Here is a 19,672-nt window from a genome sequence, read left to right on the forward strand (position 1 = left end):
GCCAGGGAGGACGACGACGGACTGCCGGGCCCGCTTTACGGGGCCAGCAGGCGGCGGATCGCCGCTGCGGTTGCGGCCACGTCGGGCTGCTGGTCCCGGCGGACGGTGAGCAGGTGGAGCAACAGGCCATCGGCGTAGTCGGCGACGTCCTGCGCCCGCCTTGCTGCGCCCGCCACTCCCAAGCCATCCAGGGCCTGCTCCAACCCGCCCACCAGCAGGTAGTGGCCGGCGGTCACCGCCTCGGGCCGGTCCAGCGAAAGGGCCAGCCGCGCCCGCGTAAGGCCGGCGTGCTGCCGGGCCAGGGCGAGCACCATGGCGGCCAGCTGGTCCGCCAGTTCCGGAATGCCCGGCGGCGGTCCGGCCGGACCGGCCTCCCGCAGCAGTCCGGCGTCAAGCTGCAGGAGGCGGTCCAGCGCGGCCTCCACGAGGGCTGCCCGGCTCCGGAAGTAGTTGGACGTGGTGCCTTCCGGGAGTCCGGCGGCGGCGTCGACGGCGCGATGGGTCAGGCCTTTCATTCCCTTGTTCGCAACCACCCCCAGGGCGGCATCCATCAGTTCCGTGCGGCGGTCAGGCATGCGCCCAGTGTAAGTGCCTCTTCCATGCCACTACAAAAGTAGTAAAATTGCCTGCATGGAAGCGATCTCGATCGTGGGCGGCGGCATCGCGGGCCTGGCCCTGGCGGCCAGCCTGGACCCTTCACGCTATGACGTGTCCATTTTCGAGAAACGCCCCGAACTGCCCACGGTGGGCACCGTGCTGGCCATGTGGCCCAATGCGCAGCGTGCGCTGGCGCGGGTGGGGGTCCTGGCCGGGGCGCGTGCGGTCAGCCCGGTGCTGGGAAACGGGTCCATCCGCAATGCCGCAGGCAAGCCCTGGGTCACCGTCCGGGGCGGGGAGTTGTTCGGCATTTCCCGGGTGGACCTGTTGCGGCTGCTGGATGGAGCCGTGCCCGGAACCGTCCGCAGGGTGGCTTCCCATGTGCGGCAATTGCCTCCGGTGGACGGGCTGCTGGTGGGTGCCGACGGGGTGCACAGCGTGGTCCGCCGCGAAGTGTGGGGCACTGCATCGGATGCCAGGCTGACTTCCGCCCTCGCTGTCCGCGGCACCATTCCGTCCCCGGTAGAAGCCGGCGAGGTGGGGGAGTATTGGGGGCGGGGCGACCTGTTCGGCATTGCCGCCGCCCCCGGGGGAACCAACTGGTACGGGAGCTGGCGGTCAACGCTCGGCCCCACGGGAATCGACGTGGAAGAGGCGCTCACGCAGGCCAGGCGGCGCTTTGCGGACCACGCACCCGCCATCCGGCAGGTGCTGGCCGCCGCGAGTCCGGAGCTTTCGTTGGCCCAAAGGATCTGGACTGTGCCCCCATTGCGGTCCTATGTCAGCGGTGCGGCGGTGCTGGTAGGGGACGCGGCGCATGCCATGACGCCCAACCTCGGCCGGGGCGCCTGTGAATCGCTGGTGGACGCCGTGGTCCTGGCGGATCTGCTGAACAGCCTGCCGCGGGAAAAGGCGCTCGCCGCCTACGACCGGCAGCGCCGGCTGCGGACGCGCGCCCTTAGCCTAGGGTCCGCGGCGATGATGAAGGTGGCTCTGGCGGACGGTGCCCAACCCTTCCGGGACCGCCTGCTCAACCTCGCCGCCCGGCTCAGTCCTGCTGCAGCGTATCCGTGAGGCGGTGGGTGGGGATCCGGTTGCGGTCGTAGGTGGTCTCCGTGTAACCGTGCGGTGCGGGTTTGCCGGATGCGTTCAGGTTGACGGAGGCGATCTCCTCGATGGTGAGGACGGCTTGCATGGTGATCATGCCGGTCCTAGGCCATGGCCGTGTGGGCGGCGCTGCGGGCGTTGATGCTCTTGGCGTAGCAGTAAGAGTGCTGCACCCCGATATAGGGCCCAAAATTTGGAATCGCCTCAAAGCCGGAATTTTCGTAGAAATTCCTTCCGTCGGGCTGGGCCGAGCCGGCTTCCGCCTTGATGCGCGTGATGCCCTGCTTGAAGGCCTCTGCCTCCAGGGCCGCCAGGATGGAGCTGGCGACGCCCGAACCGCGCGTGTAGGGCAGGACGTAGAGCCTTTTGATCTCCGCCGTCGATCCGTCCAGGAGCCGCAGCCCGCCGCAGCCCACGGGCTGTCCCGAGCCCTTGTCATAGGCCACCAGGAAGACGGCGCAGTCGGCGCCCGACGGCGGCGGGCCGGGTTCGTGGTCCGGCCGGCCAAAGCGGGCGTCGAGTTCGGCCTGCTGGGCGCGGCGAAGATCAGCGCCCACGGGATTGGACCAGGGGACCTGCCTGATGTTCAGCCTGGGGTTTGTCTGCATATCTGCCTCGATTCGCCGGAGGGGTATGCCTGACAAGGCTAGGTGTCCGGGATTACGCGGGTGTTTCCTAACGGTAAGCACCTGGATAACGCCATTCCGCTGCGTATCCGTAAGTTGCTTGGCAGGCTAGTTATCAGTTGGTCTAAAATGATTCCATGGTTTCTACGGGCAATGAGGGCTCCGGCTACTGGTACGGGCCTGACGGGCAGCTGGACTATAGCGCAGCGGTTTTGAAGTCGCTCCGCGACTACCGGTCGGCGGAGACGGAAATCCGCCGTACCACCAGGGATTCCATGGGCATGGGCGAAACGGACATTCTCGCCCTGCGGTACCTATTGCGGGTGCAGGCGTCCGGCAAGCAGGCGGTGCCCAAGGACCTGAGCCAGTTCCTCAATATTACGAGCGCTTCCACGACGTCGCTGATCGACCGGCTGGTTGCCAGCGGCCATGTCCGGCGTGAACCGCACCCCACCGACCGGCGCTCTGTGGTGGTCATCGCCACCGGGGAATCGGATAAGGAAGTCCGCGAAACGCTGGGGGCCATGCATCGCCGAATGATGTCCGTGGCGGAAAGCCTCTCTGCCGAGGATGCGCGCATCGTGGTTGATTTCCTGCAGCGGATGACGGACGCCCTTGCTGCGCATGACGGGGAAGCAAAGAAGATTAGCTAGGCGGACTAGCTAGATCAACTAGTTATATGTAAGCTTACGATTGTTCCCCGAAGCTGCTTCCCAACGGAGTCGTGAGTGAGTTGGTTACTTTCACCGAAATTTCACCGCCTGATCCCTGCGATGATGCGGCAATGCTGACGAGTCCCCGCCTGGTGCGACCCTCCCTGGACGGCAATCCCGCGCCGCAGGGAAAGTCCGCGATCCACTGCGGTACTGCAATGCAGCTGGTCACTCCCGCTGTGGGATCCGAGGGCGCCAGCTACACGTTCGCGCCGGCTGACAGCAACAGCATTGAACTTCCGCCCGTGTGGCGCTGCGGCTGCGGGTTCCAGCTCGATGCGTGGCCTGCGGGCGGTGACCGCAAACGATCAGCGGGCGCCTCCCGCCAGGGATCCTCCTCAGCTGTCCTGCCGGCATGACCGCCGTCGGGACGGTGCTGCCCGCGGCAGTGCAGCAGCCCCCCAATCCGGCCGCAGGCGTCGTGTTGGCCGGGCGGTACCGGATTGGCGAAAGGCTGGGTCGCGGATCCGCTGCCGAGGTGTTCCGGGCCGTTGACCTGGAAGGCGGCCCCGATGCCGCCGTCAAGATTGCCACAGCAGGACACCGGAAGCACCAGCAGCGGATCCACAATGAGGCGGCGGTCCTGGCCGGGCTGGACCACCCCTCCATCGTGAGGTTTATTGCCGGAGGCGTCATGCCTGCCGGTGGTCCTTCCGCCGGGCATGCCTTCCTGATCGAAGAACTGGCGCTCGGGACAAGCCTCGCGGAGGCCATCCGGATGCGGAGCATGCCCCAGGCAGATATTGCCGTGTGGGCGCGCGGTCTCTTCGGTGCGCTGGCGCACCTTCATTCCAGGGGACTGGTGCACCGCGACATCAAACCGGCCAACCTGATGTTGAGCGGCCTGCGGAGGAGTCCGGTGCGGATTATCGATTTCGGGATTGCCGCGCCTGCGGGTTCTGCCCCCGAACCGGGCATCTCCTCCGGGACTGTGCATTACATGAGTCCGGAGCAGGCTTCCGGCCACGTAGCGGACCCGTCGTGGGATGTTTATGCCCTGGGCCTGGTCCTCCTGGAACTCCTCACCGGGACCAAGGCGTTCCCAGGGACGGCAATCGAGTCCCTCGTGGCCCGGACCCTGAGGTCCCCGAAGGTCCCGGACCACCTGGGCGACTGGGGCGTCCTGTTGCGCGCACTGACTGCGATGGACGCCACGCAGAGGCCGGCGGCGGCGGACGCAGCCGCAATGGCAGCCCGGCTTGTCCCCGCGGTTCCGCGGGGCAGCCAGGGCAGTCCGTGCAGGACGCGGCGGATCTTCCCCGGCCGCCGGCACCGGCAGCAGCTCTAGGGAGCCGTGACGTCCCGGCCGGTCGGATCTTCTGCCGTCGGGTCGGCCAAGGCAAGGCCGCCTACGGGGCTGCCGTCCCAGTGGATCAGGTTCCACCCGCCATCCAGGCTCCCCTCGACCGCCACGATTCCGGTGTTTGCCAGGATGTGCCGGGCCGCAAACTCGTGTCCTGCACCCCGGGCCCGCAGCCCCGTCCACGTACGGATCGCGGCGCCGTGGCTGACGACGGCCGCCGTGCCGTGCCGGTCCCGCACCGCCCGCTCCACCACGTTCGCGATGGCAGCGTCGAAGCGGTCGAAGAAGGCATGGCCGTCGGGTCCCGCCGGCATGCGCTGGTCCAGGTTCCCGGCGGCCCAGGAGATAACGGTCCCCATGTAGCGCTTGTGCGATTCGTGGTCCGTGAGCTTCTCCAGGGAGCCTGCCTCGATTTCATGCAGGCCGTCCAGGACTTCAATGTCCAGGGAATGCAGCCGGGCCAGCGGGGCCGCGGTGATCTGCGTCCGGATCAGCGTGGAGGCGTAGAGCGCCCCGATCCGCTCGTTGGCCAGGGCCCGTGCCATGGCCTCGGCCTGGCGTTCACCCAGTTCGGTCAATCCAGGACCGGGGTGGTCGGTGTCCAGTTGGCCCAGGACGTTGCCGGGGGTCTCGCCGTGTCGGATCAGGAGCAGCCTCATGATTCCAGTTTCCCACCCGATCGGACACCGGCTCTCACCTGCGCCGCAGCGGCAGGCCGGCACGCGGGCCGGGATTCACGGACGGCGCCGGACCCTCCCGGGCCCGGCGCCGCCGTCGTGCATTCCTGCCCTGCTGTGGGCTTTACTTCAGGTGGTCCACCAGCTGGTCCGCAATGCCGGTGTACTTGCCGGGCGTGAGGTCCAGGAGCCGGGCCTCGGCCTCGGGGGACAAGCCCAGGCCCTGCACGAATTCCCGCATGCGGGCGGCGTCCACGCGGTGGCCGCGCGTGAGGTCCTTCAGCCGTTCGTACGGGTTCTCCATGCCTTCGACGCCGGCGATCGCCTCTGCGCGCATGACCATCTGGATGGCCTCTCCCAGGACTTCCCAGTTGGTGTCCAGGTCGCCTGCCAGCACGTCCTCGGCCACGTCCAGGCGCTCCAGGCCCTTGGCAACGTTCGAGATGGCAAGCAGGGAGTGGCCGAAAGCGACGCCGATGTTGCGCTGGCTGGAGGAGTCGGTGAGGTCGCGCTGCCAGCGGGAGGTGACCAGGGTGGAACCCAGGACGTCCAGCAGGCCGGAGGAGATCTCCAGGTTGGCTTCAGCGTTTTCGAACCGGATGGGGTTGACCTTGTGCGGCATGGTGGAGGAGCCCGTGGCGCCGGCGACGGGGATCTGCGCGAAGTAGCCGATGGAGATGTAGCTCCAGATGTCGGTGCAGACATTGTGCAGGATCCGGTTGAAGCGGGCGACGTCGGCGTACAGCTCGGCCTGCCAGTCGTGGCTTTCGATCTGGGTGGTCAGCGGGTTCCAGGTGAGGCCCAAACCCTCAACGAAGGACTTGGACACCTGCTGCCAGTCAGCACCCGGGACAGAGGCCACATGGGCGGCGTAGGTGCCGGTGGCGCCATTGATCTTGCCCAGGTATTCGGTCCTGGCAATCCGATCCAGCTGGCGGGTCAGGCGGTGCGCGATGACAGCCAGTTCCTTGCCCAGGGTGGTGGGGGTGGCGGGCTGGCCGTGCGTGCGGGACAGCATGGGAACCGCGCGGTTCTCCTCCGCCATGGTCCTGATTTGCGCCACGAGCTTGCGGGCAGCGGGGAGCCACACGTCCTCCACGGCACCCTTCACGCCGAGGGCGTAGGACAGGTTGTTGATGTCCTCGGACGTGCAGCCGAAGTGGACCATGGCGGTCAGGTTTTCGATGCCGATGGCGGGCAGGCGGCGCCCGATGTAGTACTCCACAGCCTTCACGTCGTGGACCGTAACGGCCTCGATCTCTGCGAGTTCGGCCACCGAGGCGGCGTCGAACTCCGTGACGACGGCACGGAGCTGCTCCTGCTGTTCCGTGCTCAGCGGGCCGGCGCCGGGAAGGACGTTGTTGCTGGTCAGGTGGATGAGCCACTCCACTTCAACGGCCACGCGGTCCCGGTTCAGTGCTGCCTCTGACAAGTAATCGACCAGGGGCGCGACGGCGGGCTGGTAGCGGCCGTCGAGGGGTCCGAGCGCGATTTTTTCCGGCGACGCGGCGAGGGCCAGGCGTCCTGAGGGCGTACGGGTGTCAGCTGTGGCGGCAGTTTCAGGCATGCGTTGATTCTTTCACGAAGTCGGGCGGCGCCTTAAGCGGGCAGCTCACGTTACTTGTCCACATAGCCGACGGCGGCCCTTATGCGCGGCGGCCGGTGTTCCTAGCGTTGGGATGGCAGGTGGTGGGGCGGGGCGTGATGAGCCCGGAAGGCAGGGTAGGAGAGGGCATGGGGAACGATGTGACGGAGGGGATTTGGGGCAGTGCGCAGCGCACCGGCGGCGAGCTCCAGCAACTGACAGGCCGGATCGCGGGCTGTGAGGGCCGGGTGGAACAGGTCTTGGCAGGTATCCGCGACACCCAGCTGCTCACCTGGGAGTCGCCGGCGGGCCGCGCCTACCGGGATGCGCTTTCAGTGCAGGCTGCCGCGTTGCGTTCGGCAGTCAGGTGGCTGGAGGATGCCAGGCAAGCGGTGGGCCGCCGTGCGGGCGAGCAGGTTCCCCTGCTCCCCACCGGTTCGGGGTGGCCGGGATGACTACAGACTTTCCGCCCGGCTCCGAGGGCATCAGGCTGTCCCGCTCCTCGAGGGACGGGGACCTGACGGTGCGCGGCGGGGTCGGCGGCATCAGCGTTCAGCTCGAGGAACTGACAAGCGGCGCACGCAGGATTGATGACCTTGCCGGAGATCTCCTGGACGCGGAGGTGGAGATGGGGCGTGTCCTGGACGACCTCTGCATGCTCGACCATCAGCCCCCGTGGTCAGATGCGCCGCACGTGGGGGCTGTGCGGGAAGGCCACTTCCGGCTTCGCACTGTGCGCAGCGGGATGCAGGAACTTGCCGCCCATGTTCGGGCCTGCGTGCGTGACTACGCTGACGCCGAGCACTGGGCCGCAGCGGGCCGGCGGATTGGTATCAACTGGTCCAGCGACGCCGGACCTTCCCTCGAACTCATGACCCAAGCCCGCGCGGTGGACCGTTCCGCGATGGAATCGATCATTGTGGGCCTGGGACTTGGGGCGCCGGAAATGCAAAAGGGCATCGATAATGCGCCCCATGCCAGGGACCTGGTCCTGAAGCTCTTTGCCGGGAACGCGGTTCCACGGGCCATCTCTGTTCGGCAGGAGGAATCAGTGCGTGTTGACCTTGATACCTCACCGGCCGGTCTCCTGGAACAGATCCGCCTCATCGATGCCCGCGGGGCCGGTTTTATCGAGGTCATCCAGGTCGATAACGGCGGTCAAAAGACGTTCGTCGTCGTGATTCCGGGTACCCAGTCCGCCGGAAAGTACGCCGGCGGTTCAAACCCTTTCGATGAGGCCGGCATCGCCGAGGGAATGCTCTACGACTCCGAGCAGATCAACGCTGCCGTGCTGCAGGCACTGGCTGCCGCCGGGGCCGAACCAGGAGCACCCGTGGTGGCGGTGGGATACAGCCAGGGTGGCATCCACGCCATGAACTTTGCCTCCGACCCGCGGGTTGGGCAGGAATACGACGTGAGGTATGTGCTGACGGCAGGGTCGCCGGTGGCGGGGATCAGCGTTGACGAAAAGATTTCGGCCCTGCACCTGGAGCACCAGGCCGATTGGGTTCCGGGCGCGGACGGTGCGGCGAACCCCGAAACCCGCAATCGCGTTACCGTCTCCCTCGACACCCCGCTCCGTGAGGTGCAGGGCGAGGGCGCCCTCGGGCTGGGCCACGGCTTGGCCGGCTACCAGGAAGGTGCGCGGCTGGTCTCGGCAAGCAGCGATCCCTCACTTGTCAGGTCCACCGCAGCTTTGGGCGGCGTCTTGGGAGCAGGCGGGGTTGCCACTGCCACGCGGTTTTCCTTGACCCGGGCAAAAGCGCCATCATCCCTGGTTCCCCCTGATGCCCGCGCCAGGGAGCGACACCTCGGCGGCCGCTGAATCACGCGATCTGGGCGGCGTGCATCGCGGCGTAGGCATCAAGCGGGGCCGGGTCCGGCGGCGGGACCGGCAGCGGAGCCGCGGGGGCGGGGGCCGCGCCGGGGCACCGGTAGTTGTAGTCGAGGTCCCCGTCAGTGAACTGCGTGAGGGCAACCATGCCGCCTGGCGTGAGGGGTACTTCCCCGCACAGCTCCCGCGCCGTGGAGGTGGATTCCGCACCCGCCAGCCAGCTCTTGAGCCCGGAGAGGTTGCTTCCCGGATTGATGGCGCCGACGATTTCGCCGAATTGATATGCCGTGGAGTAGATCCCCACCTCTGCCCCCGCGCTTTGCAGGTACGCCGCCATGCCTTCCAGTTCGGCGGCGTTGGCGGCCTTGTCCCAGAGCCAGCTGTTTCCGGTTTCAACGTCCAGCCACCACGTACGCCGCTCCCCGCCGCCCGCTTCCTTCAGGATCGCCACGTCATTGAGGGCCATGGCGTACCCGTGGACATAGGCGCAGGCCGGCGATGCCGAGCCGTCGCACACTCCGTAGGGGTTCCCGACGTCCTTGCCCTGGTACGTGTTGCCCGCCGGCCACCACAAGGGTTCCACCGGCCCGGTGGCGGCGGTGTTCACGTACACCGCCGCCGGAGTTCCTGCGGTGGCATCGGAGGTGCGCTCCGCCCAGGCCAATTGGGCGGACAGGCAGGGATTGACCGTGTCCGGACGCCCGCCGTTGACCCCCACGATCGCAAAGGCCGGCGGTCCGGGAAGGTCGCCGCCGCATTGCGGCCAGGAGATGTCGTTGCCGAGCGCGGCTCCGTCGGCAGGGGCGGCCCCTGCTGTGACTGCCCCTTGTGCCGGGCCCGCCTGCCAGGCGAACAGCAGGCAGGCGGCAACCATGATTCTTATGGCCCTCACTGATGGCCCCCGTTCCAGTAACTGACAGCAACGGGCCGCACGGCGGCCCAACTGGCAGCAGCCTAGGAGGCCGGGTCCCGCGGGTCATGGGTGGCCGGTACTGCAATTTCAGAGCGGTTCAGAGGACGCGCACCTGCCGAGTACTTGGTTCGGGGCGTATTCCTACTTGGGCGGGAAGGTCCCGGACGGCCGGAATCAGCGCCGGCGGCCCGGCAGGATGCCCGCCACCATGGAGACCAGGGAGATGATGATGGCGGCCAGCACCGCGGTCCAGAAGAAGGAATCAATGGTGAGGTGTACGGGGGTGTAACTGCTGATCCATGCGGTCAGGTAGAGCATGGCGGCGTTGATGACGATGGCGAACAGGCCAAGCGTCAGGATGGTGATGGGCAGGGCCAGGAGCCTTACCAATGGCCGCACGAAGGCGTTGACCACCCCGAAGATGAGGCCGATGAAGAGATAGGCCAGGACAATCCCGATGGTGCCGGTATCCTGCGATATCCCGGACCGTGCCGCCGCATCGGACGTCGCGGTGCTTGAGATGTCCATTCCCGGCAGTATCCAACTGGCCACCCAGAGGGCTGCTGCGTTGACGATGACGCGAAGGATGAAGGAACCCATGTCACCATGCTTCCACATGGTCAGGGGCGCCGGCTTGCAGCGCGGGCGTGGATTTCCGGGTTTGCCTCCCGGGTGCCCCCGGCAGCCGCGAAGTAGGCTGGAACCATGACCTCATCTGAGACCAGGGAAGGCGGAATAGCGCCGCGCCCGGTGCTGGACCGGCTGCCCCGTTATGCCGCAGGAAAACCGCCCGCCGCCGTCAGCGGACTGGCCAGCTATAAGTTGTCATCAAACGAGAACCCGCTGCCGCCGATTCCTGCGGTGCTGGAGGCCATTGCCCGGCAGGATGACTTCAACCGGTATCCGGATCCCCTGAGCAGCAAGCTGAGGGCAGCACTTGCCAAATTCCTTGGCGTACCGGCCGAGGACATCGTGACCGGCGCGGGAAGCCTGGGGGCCCTGGGCCAGATCCTTGCGGCCTTTGCCGGTCAGAATGAGGACGGCAAGGCCGACGAGGTGATCTATGCGTGGCGGTCTTTCGAGGCCTACCCCATCAGCGTCGGCCTTGCAGGTGCGGAAAGTGTGCGCATCCCCGTGCTGCCGGACGGCCGGCATGACCTGGACGCCATGGCCGCTGCAGTCACAGCCCGCACCAGGGTCATCATCCTCTGCACGCCCAACAATCCCACCGGGCCCGCCCTCACGGCGGCCGAGACTGAGGCCTTCATCCGGTCCGTTCCCGCCGATGTGGTGGTGGTGATCGACGAGGCCTACCAGGAGTTCGTCAGGGCGGCAGGCGCCGTCGACGGGATCGACCTCTACCGCAAATACCCCAATGTCGTCGTGCTCCGGACGTTCTCCAAGGCCCATGGCCTGGCAGGACTCCGGGTCGGCTACAGCGTGTCCCGTCCCCAGCTGACCCAGTACCTTCGCATCGCAGCAACGCCCTTTGCGGTGTCCCAAATTGCGGAGCGTGCGGCCATTGTTTCACTCGAGAACTATGGCCAGGTTGTGGAAAGGGTACAAAAGCTCGTCGACGAGAGGGAGCGTGTCACCGCTGGCCTGCGGGATCTGGGCTGGGATATTCCCGATGCGCAGGGCAACTTCGTATGGCTGGCCCTCGGCGCCGAAAGTGCTGCGTTTGCGGAGCTGGCAGGCTCGCGTGCCCTCTCCGTGCGGGCGTTTCCCGGCGAAGGTGTAAGGGTAAGTATCGGGGAGGCTGAAGCCAACACGCGTTTCCTCCAGTTGTGTGCCGACTATACAAAGGCACCGGCCAGTTCCTAGCACTTAACAAGTAGCCCTTCCGCTACCTACCGAAGATAAAGTTAGGATCAGTAAGCCAATGTATATGCCGCAAGCGGAATGTATTCCATGTGCGGCATATATCCCAGCGACATTTGCATTGCATCCGGATGCGGCAAGCAAGGAGACGGTATGGGCACTCATCTGCCTTCCACCGAGTTCGACGGAACAGCGGTAGACGACCAGCGGGAAGCTGATGCTGAGGCTGTCTTGGGCGAGCCCGCGGCCCCCATGGTCCAGCTGCTCGGCCCCGATGGGAAGCTCGGCGCCGATCCGGTGTTCAGCAGGTATGCGGACAAGCTCACCCCCGAAGCGCTGCGCGGCCTGTACGCCGACATGGCCGCGATCCGCCGGTTCGACGTTGAAGCCACCGCCCTGCAGCGCCAGGGCCAGCTGGCATTGTGGGTGCCGCTCACGGGCCAGGAAGCTGCGCAGATCGGCTCGGGCCGTGCCAGCCAGCCGCAGGACTACATCTTCCCCACGTACCGTGAGCACGGCGTCGCCCTGACCCGCAACGTGGACCTTGCCGAACTCCTGCGCCAGTTCCGCGGAGTCTCCAACGGCGGCTGGAACCCCAAGGACACCAACTTCCACCTGTACACGCTGGTCCTGGCCGCACAGACCCTCCATGCCGTTGGCTATGCGATGGGAATCCAGCGCGACCAGAAGCTCGCCGCCGCAACCGATGGCGCAGGCAAGGAGCCGGACGCCGCCGTGATCGCCTACTTCGGCGACGGCGCCAGCTCCGAAGGCGACGTCCACGAATCAATGGTGTTCGCCTCCTCCTACAACGCCCCGGTGGTGTTCTTCTGCCAGAACAACCACTGGGCCATTTCCGTGCCCACCAACGTCCAGACCCGGGTCCCGCTCTCCAACCGGGCCAAAGGGTATGGCTTCCCGGGCATCCGGGTGGACGGCAACGACGTGATCGCCGTGCACGCGGTCACCGAGTGGGCGCTGGAGCACGCCCGCCAGGGCAAGGGGCCGGTCCTGATCGAGGCCTTCACATACCGGGTGGGAGCGCATACCACCGCCGACGATCCCACCAAGTACCGCCAGTCTGCCGAAGAGGACGCGTGGCGGGCGAAGGATCCGCTGGCGCGGCTGGAGAAGTACCTGCGCGCCGAGGGCCTGGCGGCTGACGACTTCTTCGCCAAGGTCAGGGCCGACGGCGACGAGCTCGCCTCCTACGTCCGGCGCACCGCCCACGACCTTCAGGACCCGGACATCCGGCAGGCTTTCGCCAACGTCTATGCCGAGGCCCACCCGCTGGTGGCCGAGGAACTGGCGTGGTTCGAGGAATACAGCGCAGGATTTGCCGGCGAGGACGAGTCCGCCGGGCAGGCAGCAAAGGCAGGCCACTGATGACCACCATGACCATCGCGAAGGCCATCAACGAAGGCCTCCGCGCCACGCTGGCGGCCAACCCTAAATCGCTCCTGATGGGCGAGGACATCGGCCCCCTCGGCGGTGTCTACCGGGTAACGGACGGGCTGATCGGCGAATTCGGCCCCGACCGGGTCGTGGACACGCCGCTGGCCGAGTCCGGGATCATCGGCACCGCGATAGGCCTGGCCCTGCGCGGGTACAGCCCGGTGTGCGAGATCCAGTTCGACGGCTTCGTCTTCCCCGGCTTCAACCAGATCACCACCCAGCTGGCCAAGATCCATTCGCGCAGCAGCGGCAACCTCAGCGTGCCCGTCGTCATCCGGATCCCCTACGGCGGCGGCATCGGCTCCATCGAGCACCACTCCGAGTCTCCCGAGGCGCTGTTCGCGCACACGGCCGGCCTGCGCATCATCACCCCGTCCAACCCGCATGACGCCTACTGGATGATCCAACAGGCCGTGGAGTGCAAGGATCCGGTGATCATCTTCGAACCCAAGCGGCGCTATTGGCTCAAGGGCGACGTTGACGTCCAGGCCCCAGGCCCCTCCGCGGACCCCTTCAAGGCCCACGTCCTCCGCGAGGGAACGGACGCCACCGTGGTCGCATACGGCCCCCTGGTGCCCGTTGCCCTGGCGGCCGCGAATGCCGCGGAGGAGGACGGCAGGAGCCTTGAGGTCATCGACCTCCGGTCCATCTCCCCGATCGACTTCGACACCGTCACCGCGTCCGTCCTGAAGACCGGCCGGCTGATCGTCGCGCACGAGGCTCCCACGTTCGGCGGAGTGGGCGGCGAGATCGCCGCCAGGATCAGCGAGCGGGCGTTCCACTCCCTGGAGGCGCCGGTAATCCGCGTCGGCGGTTTCCACATGCCGTACCCCGTTGCCAAGGTGGAGGAAGACTACCTTCCGGACATCGACCGCATCCTGGAGGCGCTGGACCGCGCCCTCTCCTACTGAGGACACCATGACCCTTAACAAGTTCAACCTGCCGGACGTCGGCGAGGGCCTTACCGAGGCTGAAATCGTTTCCTGGAAGGTCAAGCCGGGCGACGCCGTCGCCATCAACGACGTGATCTGCGAGATCGAAACCGCAAAGTCGATCGTGGAACTGCCGTCCCCCTTTGCCGGGACCGTCAGCGAGCTGCTGGTGGAGGAGGGCGTGACCGTTGACGTCGGCACGGCCATTATCAGCGTCAGCGACGAAGTCTCCGGCGACCCCACTCCTGCCGATGTCCGCGCGCCGGAGCCCCCGGCGCAGCCGCTGTACGGCAAGCTCCCCGTGGACGGGGCAGAAGAACCGACGGCGGCCGGCAGCGGGAGCTCCCCGGCCAATGCTCCCTTGGTGGGCTCCGGACCCAAGGCCGACGCCGTCAAGCGGCGCCCCCGCAAGAACGCACCCGCCGCCTCGGTGACGGTAAACGCTCCCGAAGTTGAGCCGGTGCAGCCGCGGACGCCAGCCGAGGTGACCGGCAGCGAAACTGCCGCGGTGGACAACCGCCCCACCCTGGGCGGCACCATCACGGGCCTGGTCAACCGGGTCCTGGCCAAGCCGCCGGTCCGCAAGATCGCCCGCGACCTCGGCATCGACCTCGCGGATGTGGTGGCCACCGGTTCCCGCGGCGAGGTCACGCGCGAGGACCTGGTCAGCTACCAGGCGCAGCGCGATGCGGAACTGGACAAGGCTGACGGCTTCTGGGGCAAGGCCGGCAAGCCACAGGACCAGCGCATCGAGCGTATCCCGGTCAAGGGTGTCCGCAAGGCCACGGCCAAGGCGATGGTGGAGTCCGCTTTCGCGGCCCCGCACGTCAGCATCTTCGTGGACGTCGACGCCAGCCGCACCATGGAATTCGTCAAGCGGCTCAAGGCCTCCCGCGATTTTGAGGGCATCAGGGTATCCCCGCTCCTCATCCTCGCCAAGGCCGTTATCTGGGCCGCCGCCCGCAACCCCAGCGTGAACGCATCGTGGGTGGACAACGGCGACGGCAGCGCCGAGATCCAGGTCAAGCACTTCATGAACCTGGGCATTGCCGCCGCCACCCCGCGCGGATTGATGGTCCCGAACATCAAGAACGCCCAGGACCTGTCGCTGAAGGAACTGGCCCTGGCGCTGAACAACCTGGCCACCACCGCCCGGGCAGGGAAAACCCAGCCCGCGGAAATGCAGGGCGGCACGCTCACGGTCACCAACATCGGGGCACTGGGCATCGACACGGGAACGCCCATCATCAACCCGGGTGAGGTGGCCATCGTCGCGTTCGGCACCATCAAGCAGAAGCCGTGGGTCCTGGATGGCGAGGTGATTCCGCGCTGGATCACCACGCTGGGCGGATCCTTTGACCACCGTGTGGTGGACGGTGATTTGTCCGCCCGCTTCATGGCCGACGTCGCGGCCATCCTGGAAGAGCCCGCGCTCCTCCTGGACTAGGCCGTGCCCGTCAACACCGTGCCGCTGCGGGCGAAGAACCGCGCGGCCACCTGGATCACGGAGGTGTTCCAGCCGCCGGTGGTGGTCAGCATCCAGCTGTTGATCAGCCCGCTGGCCGAGCCGGGATTTCCGGGAACCATCGGCTACGGTGCACTCGCGGCGTTGTTTGTCTGCGTGCTGCCGCTGGCGGTGCTGCTGGTCCTGGTCCGGCTGGGCAAGGTCACGGACCACCATGTAAGCGACCGCAAGCAGCGCGCGCCCGTGCTCCTGATGGCATTGGCATGCATCGCCGTCGGACTGCTGGTCCTGGCAGCGGCAGGTGCGCCGCACAGCGTGGTTGCCATGGTCCTGGCGGTGGTGGGCGGCGTGGCGGTGTTGGCCGCGGTCAGCCTGTTCTGGAAAATGAGCGGCCATGCCGCTGCCATATCTTGCGCCGCCGTCGTATCGGTGCTGATGCTCGGCGCCGCCTGGGCGCCGTTGCTGGTGCTGGTTCCGGCGGTCTGCTGGTCGCGCGTTGTGCTTCGGGCGCATACGCTGCCCCAGGTGGTGGCCGGTGCACTCTTTGGCGGGGTGGTGATGGCCGGGATCTGGTGGCTGCTGCGGGGCTGGCTGCTGGGCTGAATGCCCGTCCCGGGGTACGGGGAAGTACGGCGCGCGGGCCTAGTAGGCGGCGTAGGCCGTGAAGGCTTCAAGGACGGCCGGGTCGGCGCTGGTGCCGAGGAAGACGGTTGCGGCCGTCATCAGGCCTCCCAACAGGGCTGCTGCACCTGCCCAGGCGCTGAGGAGTTTCCAGTCCTCGCGCAGGACGCTGCGCACGGTCTGCGGCAGCTGCAGTCCGGGGGCGATCAGGTTGGGAGCGCTGTCCAGGCTGCCGTCGTCGAGCAGTGCCACCACCCTGCCGTTGCTGCGGTCCACCCGCATGGAGGAGATGTGGTTCCCGTGGCGGGCCAGGAGGATGTCGTGGCCGACGAGCTGACGGCGCTGCAGAGTAATCAAGGGAGGCCTTTGCTGGAGGTGAATGGACGTGTCCACGCCTTTGGGGGCCTCTCCAATTTTATCGATGCAGACCGTGCCGGGCCGCCGTTTCGGCGGTGAGAACGGACACCCCCCGCAGCGATGTCCGCCACCACGGGGAGTGTCCGCCGTTACGCCTCAGTCGGCGTCGTAGGTGTTGGCGATGTAGACATCGCAGGGCGCGCTGTGCGCCACGCTGTTGGCCACGCTGCCCAGTACCCGGCCGATTCCGTGCATCCGCCGGTTCCCCACCACAATCATGCGTGCGTCCACGCGCAGGGCTTCCTTGATGAGGGCGTCCGCCGGCCGTCCGCGCGCGGCCGAGTACGTCACCGTGACATCCCGGCCCAGGGATTCCGCCACCGTGCGGGCAACCTGTTCGGCGGCATCGGCGTCGGACACGATCCAGCGGTCGCTGCCGCTGCCGAACACCTCAGTCTTGTCGCTGTCGAACGCGGACACCACGTGCAGCGAGCTGCCCAGCGCCGCGGCCAGGTCCTTTGCCGACTCCGCCGCTTTCTTTGCCGTTGCGCTGCCGTCGACCCCTACAACGATGATTCCACCCATATGCATGCTCCCTTGCTCGGTTTTCGGCACTCGTGAGCCTTACGCTACAGCGCCGCAATCGCTTCCTGAAGCACCGGCGCCAATCGGCGGACGCCTTCCGCGATGGCGTCCGGGGGGACGGCGCTGAAGGCGAGCCGCAGTTTGTTGGACGGCTCGTCCGACGGCGTGAAGGCGGCTCCGGGGATGAACACCACCCCGGCGTCGATCGCTTTGTGCAGCAGCGGGTAGGTATCCACGCCCTGGGGCAGCGTCACCCAGACGAAGAACCCGCCCTGCGGGCTGGTCCAGGTGGTTCCGGCCGGCATGTATTCCTCGAGGGCGGCCAGCATGGCCCGGCACCGTTCGGCGTAGAGGACCCGGTAGGTTTCGATCTGGCCCTTCCAGTCGTACTCGCGCAGGTACGCGGAGACCAGCATCTGGTTCAGGGCCGGCGGGCAGAGGGTGACGGACTCGGCGGCCAGGTAGTAGCGCCGCTGCAGGTGTTCAGGGACCAGGGCCCAGCCGATCCGCAGGCCCGGGGCGAAGATCTTGGAGAACGAGCCCAGATAGATGACGTCGTCGGGATTGGCGGCGCGCAGGGGTGCCAGCGGTTCGCCCTCGAAGCGGAGGAGGCCGTAGGGGTTGTCCTCGAGCACAAGGATATTCGCCCTGCGGCATATATCCACCACCTGCTGCCGGCGCTCCTTGGCCAGCGTGACGCCGGAGGGGTTGTTGAAGTTGGGAATTGTGTACAGGAACTTGATGCTTTTGCCGGCGAGCTGGAGGGCCGCGATCCGGGCTTCCAGCAGCTCCGGGACCAAGCCGTACTGGTCCATCTCCACCGTTTCAACCTGGACCTGGTAGGCCTCGAACGTATTGAGCGCCCCGACGTAGGTGGGGTCCTCCACCAGGACGACGTCGCCGGGATTGCAGAAGAGCTTGGTGGCCACGTCCTGTGCCGACTGCGAGCCTGCGGTAATCACTACGTTCCGGGGGTTCGCGTCCAGGATGCCCTCCGCGGCCATGACCTCGCAGATTTGTTCCCGGAGCTCCTCCGTGCCCTGGCCCGCCCCGTATTGAAGCGCGGTCAACCCGTCGTTGGCGATGATCGCGGCCGCCGTTTCCGCCAGACGTTCCAGCGGGAGCGACTGCAGGTAGGGGCTGCCGCCGGCCAGCGAGACCAGGCCGGGGCGCAGCGAAATGTCGAAGACATCCCGGACGGCTGACTGGCGGATGTTGGCAGCCCGTTCGGAGAAGAGCTCCTCGTGGCGGTGTGCCGAGGTGGCGGCACGCTCGATCGCATCGATGGCCTCCGCGGGCAGCGTGCCGGCGGACGCGTCAAGTGTTTCGTGGGTCACAGAGCCAGAATACAACCAGCTGTTGCTTGAAAGGCAACAGCTGTTGATTCCTTATTTACGCGCGCGGGATGTGGAACCCCAGGAGACGCCGGTGCCCGGCACGCGTGATGCGTACCGGGCACTGAAAAGGATGCCGGGCCGTCTTATGCCGCCGGGGTGGAGGCGGCGAGGGAGTCGAAGATGCCCTTGATCTGTTCCACGATCTCTGCGTCGTCCTTGGGGTGGACTTCGGCGAAGCGGACCATGGAGCCCGGCACGGCAAGCTTGACGTCCTCCAGGACGCGGGCGCCGGCGATGCCGGCGGCCTTGCGTGCTTCGTCCTGGGCCCAGACGCCGCCGTACTGGCCAAAAGCGGTCCCGACGACGGCGGTCGGCTTGCCTGCCAGCGCGCCGGCGCCGAAGGGGCGGGACAGCCAGTCGATGGCGTTCTTCAGCGTTGCGGGAACGGTGCCGTTGTATTCCGGCGTGACCAGCAGGACACTGTCGGCCTCCTCGGCTGCGGCGCGCAGGGCGGCGGCCGCGGCCGGCACCTCGCCTTCGACGTCGATGTCCTCGTTGTAGAAGGGGATGTTGCCCAGGCTCTCGTGGATCACAACGTCCACCTGCTCCGGTGCGTTGAGTTGGATCGCTTCCGCCAGCTTCTGGTTGGTTGACTCGGCGCGAAGACTGCCGACGAGGGTCAGTACGGTGCTCTTGCTCATGGGAACTCCTGGCTAGGGGCGCGGCGGGGGCCGCGATCGGTCAGAGGGCAGGCTCAGGGGAGCCTTCACCAGACTAAACGGACCGCGGTCCGTTTATATTCCCCATGGCTACACTGTCTTTGTGAGTTCCATCCCAGTGCGGCCGGGTATGACGCCGGTGACGGCCGCGGAACGCAGCGATGCTGCCCGCAACCGGGAGCGCCTCCTGCTCGCTGCCCGCGACCTGATCGAACAGGGGGGCGCCGCGGCGCTCACCATGGACCGCCTGGCGGAACACGCCGGAGTGGGCAAGGGGACGGTCTTCCGGCGTTTTGGGAGCCGCGCGGGACTCATGCTGACGCTGTTGAACGACTCCGAGGCCGCGTTCCAGGCCCGATTCCTGTTTGGGCCGCCGCCCCTGGGGCCGGGCGCCGCGCCCATGGACCGGCTGATTGCTTTCGGTACCGAAAGGATCGCCTATGTGGTCGAGTACGGGGACTTGGTCCTGGCTGCTGGAAACGCCTCCCGGGGCAGGTTCGAAGTTCCGGCGGTGGCCCTCTGGAACCAGCATGTGGAAATGCTGCTGCGCGCCGGTGGCGTCGAGTCCCGGGAGCCGGGGCTGCTGGCCGGTTCCCTGACGGCGACCCTCGACCCTGAGCGGCTCCTGCACCTCATCCGGGAGCACGGCGTCACGAGCGAGCGCCTGGCCGCATCGTGGTCCGAACTTGTCACACGGGTGGCGGGGTCGGCGTAGATTACGCGGAGGAAAGCCCTTTCGTCCAGTCAAGCCAACTTCACAGAACTATTCATAACGATCTGATACGGCCCGCGGTATTTCGGGGGATTACTGCGCTTTCCGGCTGATTGCTTGTGATAGTTTCCTCTGGAATGTGACCCGCAACATAGTCCACCAGGACGTGCCCTAGAGGCGGCGGGAGGCCAGCTATCCGCTGGCCGCAGGTCCCGGGGAGGCCGGCACAACCCGTGCTCGCCCGGGGAAGACGGAAGGATCCAGCAGTGATGGTTGATGTGGGTGGCATGGCATACCAGCGGACACCGGAGTG

General features: G+C 67.0%; 22 protein-coding genes and 1 pseudogene. 12 read left to right on the top strand and 11 right to left on the bottom strand.

Features of this window, described 5'->3' with window-relative positions; all coding sequences use genetic code 11:
• Positions 1–35: 35 nt before the first annotated feature.
• On the bottom strand, positions 36–575 hold the full coding sequence (locus tag QRM96_RS07305) for a TetR/AcrR family transcriptional regulator (RefSeq protein ID WP_018763706.1): 540 nt from the start codon (positions 573–575) through the stop codon (positions 36–38).
• Between the two features lie 55 nt (positions 576–630).
• On the opposite strand from QRM96_RS07305, the gene QRM96_RS07310 reads away from it, so the two are divergent.
• Positions 631–1,671, top strand: a complete 1,041-nt coding sequence (locus QRM96_RS07310) for an FAD-dependent monooxygenase (protein WP_285319021.1) — start codon at positions 631–633, stop codon at positions 1,669–1,671.
• Here QRM96_RS07310 and QRM96_RS07315 read toward each other — a convergent pair.
• Both QRM96_RS07315 and QRM96_RS07320 read right to left on the bottom strand, forming a co-directional pair.
• A pseudogene (locus tag QRM96_RS07315) lies at positions 1,646–1,801 on the bottom strand (acyl-CoA thioesterase); the annotation flags it as partial. The gene QRM96_RS07310 and the pseudogene QRM96_RS07315 sit on opposite strands and share 26 nt — an antisense overlap.
• 7 nt (positions 1,802–1,808) lie before the next feature.
• The gene (locus QRM96_RS07320; protein WP_109044787.1) at positions 1,809–2,312 is read right to left on the bottom strand and encodes a GNAT family N-acetyltransferase; all 504 of its coding nucleotides are present in this window, start codon (positions 2,310–2,312) and stop codon (positions 1,809–1,811) included.
• 155 nt (positions 2,313–2,467) lie between these two features.
• Between QRM96_RS07320 and QRM96_RS07325 the strand changes: the two genes are divergently transcribed.
• From QRM96_RS07325 to QRM96_RS07335, 3 genes are all read left to right on the top strand, one after another.
• On the top strand, positions 2,468–2,983 hold the full coding sequence (locus QRM96_RS07325; protein WP_018763702.1) for a MarR family winged helix-turn-helix transcriptional regulator: 516 nt from the start codon (positions 2,468–2,470) through the stop codon (positions 2,981–2,983).
• 131 nt (positions 2,984–3,114) lie between these two features.
• Positions 3,115–3,402 (top strand): hypothetical protein, encoded by a 288-nt coding sequence (locus tag QRM96_RS07330; protein ID WP_285319024.1) that lies wholly within the window; start codon positions 3,115–3,117, stop codon positions 3,400–3,402.
• Positions 3,399–4,331 carry a serine/threonine-protein kinase gene (locus QRM96_RS07335; protein WP_285319025.1) on the top strand — a complete coding sequence of 311 codons (933 nt, stop codon included), beginning with the start codon at positions 3,399–3,401 and terminating at the stop codon, positions 4,329–4,331. Before QRM96_RS07330 ends, QRM96_RS07335 begins: the two co-directional genes overlap by 4 nt.
• Here QRM96_RS07335 and QRM96_RS07340 read toward each other — a convergent pair.
• Both QRM96_RS07340 and purB read right to left on the bottom strand, forming a co-directional pair.
• Positions 4,328–5,005, bottom strand: coding sequence for a histidine phosphatase family protein (locus tag QRM96_RS07340; RefSeq protein ID WP_285319027.1), 678 nt, complete (start codon positions 5,003–5,005; stop codon positions 4,328–4,330). The genes QRM96_RS07335 and QRM96_RS07340 overlap by 4 nt on opposite strands.
• Positions 5,006–5,147: 142 nt before the next feature.
• On the bottom strand, positions 5,148–6,590 hold the full coding sequence (gene purB, locus QRM96_RS07345) for an adenylosuccinate lyase (protein WP_285319029.1): 1,443 nt from the start codon (positions 6,588–6,590) through the stop codon (positions 5,148–5,150).
• Between the two features lie 167 nt (positions 6,591–6,757).
• Between purB and QRM96_RS07350 the strand changes: the two genes are divergently transcribed.
• Together QRM96_RS07350 and QRM96_RS07355 are read left to right on the top strand one after the other, a co-directional pair.
• The gene (locus QRM96_RS07350; protein WP_109864191.1) at positions 6,758–7,063 is read left to right on the top strand and encodes a hypothetical protein; all 306 of its coding nucleotides are present in this window, start codon (positions 6,758–6,760) and stop codon (positions 7,061–7,063) included.
• Entirely contained in the window at positions 7,060–8,433 is a 1,374-nt protein-coding gene (locus QRM96_RS07355) for a hypothetical protein (protein WP_285319031.1), read from the top strand. Before QRM96_RS07350 ends, QRM96_RS07355 begins: the two co-directional genes overlap by 4 nt.
• A 1-nt stretch (position 8,434) precedes the next feature.
• On the opposite strand, the gene QRM96_RS07360 is transcribed toward QRM96_RS07355, so the two are convergent.
• Positions 8,435–9,334: a glycoside hydrolase family 25 domain-containing protein gene (locus QRM96_RS07360; protein WP_231369934.1), complete on the bottom strand. Its 900-nt coding sequence runs from the start codon at positions 9,332–9,334 to the stop codon at positions 8,435–8,437.
• A 195-nt stretch (positions 9,335–9,529) separates the two neighbouring features.
• Entirely contained in the window at positions 9,530–9,955 is a 426-nt protein-coding gene (locus QRM96_RS07365) for a phage holin family protein (protein WP_285319034.1), read from the bottom strand.
• Positions 9,956–10,060: 105 nt separating this feature from the next.
• Between QRM96_RS07365 and QRM96_RS07370 the strand changes: the two genes are divergently transcribed.
• From QRM96_RS07370 to QRM96_RS07390, 5 genes are all read left to right on the top strand, one after another.
• On the top strand, positions 10,061–11,179 hold the full coding sequence (locus QRM96_RS07370; RefSeq protein ID WP_018763693.1) for a histidinol-phosphate transaminase: 1,119 nt from the start codon (positions 10,061–10,063) through the stop codon (positions 11,177–11,179).
• 150 nt (positions 11,180–11,329) lie between these two features.
• The gene (pdhA, locus tag QRM96_RS07375) at positions 11,330–12,562 is read left to right on the top strand and encodes a pyruvate dehydrogenase (acetyl-transferring) E1 component subunit alpha (RefSeq protein WP_018763692.1); all 1,233 of its coding nucleotides are present in this window, start codon (positions 11,330–11,332) and stop codon (positions 12,560–12,562) included.
• Positions 12,562–13,542, top strand: a complete 981-nt coding sequence (locus tag QRM96_RS07380) for an alpha-ketoacid dehydrogenase subunit beta (protein ID WP_018763691.1) — start codon at positions 12,562–12,564, stop codon at positions 13,540–13,542. Before pdhA ends, QRM96_RS07380 begins: the two co-directional genes overlap by 1 nt.
• Before the next feature lie 7 nt (positions 13,543–13,549).
• On the top strand, positions 13,550–15,010 hold the full coding sequence (locus QRM96_RS07385) for a 2-oxo acid dehydrogenase subunit E2 (protein WP_285319036.1): 1,461 nt from the start codon (positions 13,550–13,552) through the stop codon (positions 15,008–15,010).
• Positions 15,011–15,013: 3 nt separating this feature from the next.
• Positions 15,014–15,631: a phosphatase PAP2 family protein gene (locus QRM96_RS07390; protein WP_285319037.1), complete on the top strand. Its 618-nt coding sequence runs from the start codon at positions 15,014–15,016 to the stop codon at positions 15,629–15,631.
• Between the two features lie 39 nt (positions 15,632–15,670).
• Here QRM96_RS07390 and QRM96_RS07395 read toward each other — a convergent pair whose 3' ends face one another.
• The 4 genes from QRM96_RS07395 to QRM96_RS07410 form a co-directional block, all read right to left on the bottom strand.
• Complete coding sequence (locus QRM96_RS07395) at positions 15,671–16,006, bottom strand: hypothetical protein (RefSeq protein WP_018763688.1); 336 nt, start codon at positions 16,004–16,006, stop codon at positions 15,671–15,673.
• A 156-nt stretch (positions 16,007–16,162) separates the two neighbouring features.
• Positions 16,163–16,591 (bottom strand): universal stress protein, encoded by a 429-nt coding sequence (locus QRM96_RS07400; protein ID WP_285319070.1) that lies wholly within the window; start codon positions 16,589–16,591, stop codon positions 16,163–16,165.
• 44 nt (positions 16,592–16,635) lie between these two features.
• Positions 16,636–17,928, bottom strand: a complete 1,293-nt coding sequence (locus QRM96_RS07405; RefSeq protein ID WP_285319038.1) for an aminotransferase-like domain-containing protein — start codon at positions 17,926–17,928, stop codon at positions 16,636–16,638.
• Between the two features lie 143 nt (positions 17,929–18,071).
• Positions 18,072–18,629 (bottom strand): NAD(P)H-dependent oxidoreductase, encoded by a 558-nt coding sequence (locus tag QRM96_RS07410; protein WP_018763685.1) that lies wholly within the window; start codon positions 18,627–18,629, stop codon positions 18,072–18,074.
• Positions 18,630–18,750: 121 nt separating this feature from the next.
• On the opposite strand from QRM96_RS07410, the gene QRM96_RS07415 reads away from it, so the two are divergent.
• On the top strand, positions 18,751–19,362 hold the full coding sequence (locus tag QRM96_RS07415) for a TetR/AcrR family transcriptional regulator (protein WP_491328911.1): 612 nt from the start codon (positions 18,751–18,753) through the stop codon (positions 19,360–19,362).
• Positions 19,363–19,672: the final 310 nt, after the last annotated feature.

Origin of the sequence: Pseudarthrobacter sp. lyk4-40-TYG-27 (assembly GCF_030209295.1) — a bacterium.
In the GTDB taxonomy this organism is placed as follows: domain Bacteria; phylum Actinomycetota; class Actinomycetes; order Actinomycetales; family Micrococcaceae; genus Arthrobacter.

What these genes read in the sequence shown, in the direction of transcription:
- QRM96_RS07305 (WP_018763706.1), bottom strand. Translation starts at nt 575, where the DNA reads ATGCCTGACCGCCGCACGGAACTGATGGATGCCGCCCTGGGGGTGGTT.
- QRM96_RS07310 (WP_285319021.1), top strand. Translation starts at nt 631, where the DNA reads ATGGAAGCGATCTCGATCGTGGGCGGCGGCATCGCGGGCCTGGCCCTG.
- QRM96_RS07320 (WP_109044787.1), bottom strand. Translation starts at nt 2,312, where the DNA reads ATGCAGACAAACCCCAGGCTGAACATCAGGCAGGTCCCCTGGTCCAAT.
- QRM96_RS07325 (WP_018763702.1), top strand. Translation starts at nt 2,468, where the DNA reads ATGGTTTCTACGGGCAATGAGGGCTCCGGCTACTGGTACGGGCCTGAC.
- QRM96_RS07330 (WP_285319024.1), top strand. Translation starts at nt 3,115, where the DNA reads ATGCTGACGAGTCCCCGCCTGGTGCGACCCTCCCTGGACGGCAATCCC.
- QRM96_RS07335 (WP_285319025.1), top strand. Translation starts at nt 3,399, where the DNA reads ATGACCGCCGTCGGGACGGTGCTGCCCGCGGCAGTGCAGCAGCCCCCC.
- QRM96_RS07340 (WP_285319027.1), bottom strand. Translation starts at nt 5,005, where the DNA reads ATGAGGCTGCTCCTGATCCGACACGGCGAGACCCCCGGCAACGTCCTG.
- purB (WP_285319029.1), bottom strand. Translation starts at nt 6,590, where the DNA reads ATGCCTGAAACTGCCGCCACAGCTGACACCCGTACGCCCTCAGGACGC.
- QRM96_RS07350 (WP_109864191.1), top strand. Translation starts at nt 6,758, where the DNA reads ATGGGGAACGATGTGACGGAGGGGATTTGGGGCAGTGCGCAGCGCACC.
- QRM96_RS07355 (WP_285319031.1), top strand. Translation starts at nt 7,060, where the DNA reads ATGACTACAGACTTTCCGCCCGGCTCCGAGGGCATCAGGCTGTCCCGC.
- QRM96_RS07365 (WP_285319034.1), bottom strand. Translation starts at nt 9,955, where the DNA reads ATGGGTTCCTTCATCCTTCGCGTCATCGTCAACGCAGCAGCCCTCTGG.
- QRM96_RS07370 (WP_018763693.1), top strand. Translation starts at nt 10,061, where the DNA reads ATGACCTCATCTGAGACCAGGGAAGGCGGAATAGCGCCGCGCCCGGTG.
- pdhA (WP_018763692.1), top strand. Translation starts at nt 11,330, where the DNA reads ATGGGCACTCATCTGCCTTCCACCGAGTTCGACGGAACAGCGGTAGAC.
- QRM96_RS07380 (WP_018763691.1), top strand. Translation starts at nt 12,562, where the DNA reads ATGACCACCATGACCATCGCGAAGGCCATCAACGAAGGCCTCCGCGCC.
- QRM96_RS07385 (WP_285319036.1), top strand. Translation starts at nt 13,550, where the DNA reads ATGACCCTTAACAAGTTCAACCTGCCGGACGTCGGCGAGGGCCTTACC.
- QRM96_RS07400 (WP_285319070.1), bottom strand. Translation starts at nt 16,591, where the DNA reads ATGGGTGGAATCATCGTTGTAGGGGTCGACGGCAGCGCAACGGCAAAG.
- QRM96_RS07410 (WP_018763685.1), bottom strand. Translation starts at nt 18,629, where the DNA reads ATGAGCAAGAGCACCGTACTGACCCTCGTCGGCAGTCTTCGCGCCGAG.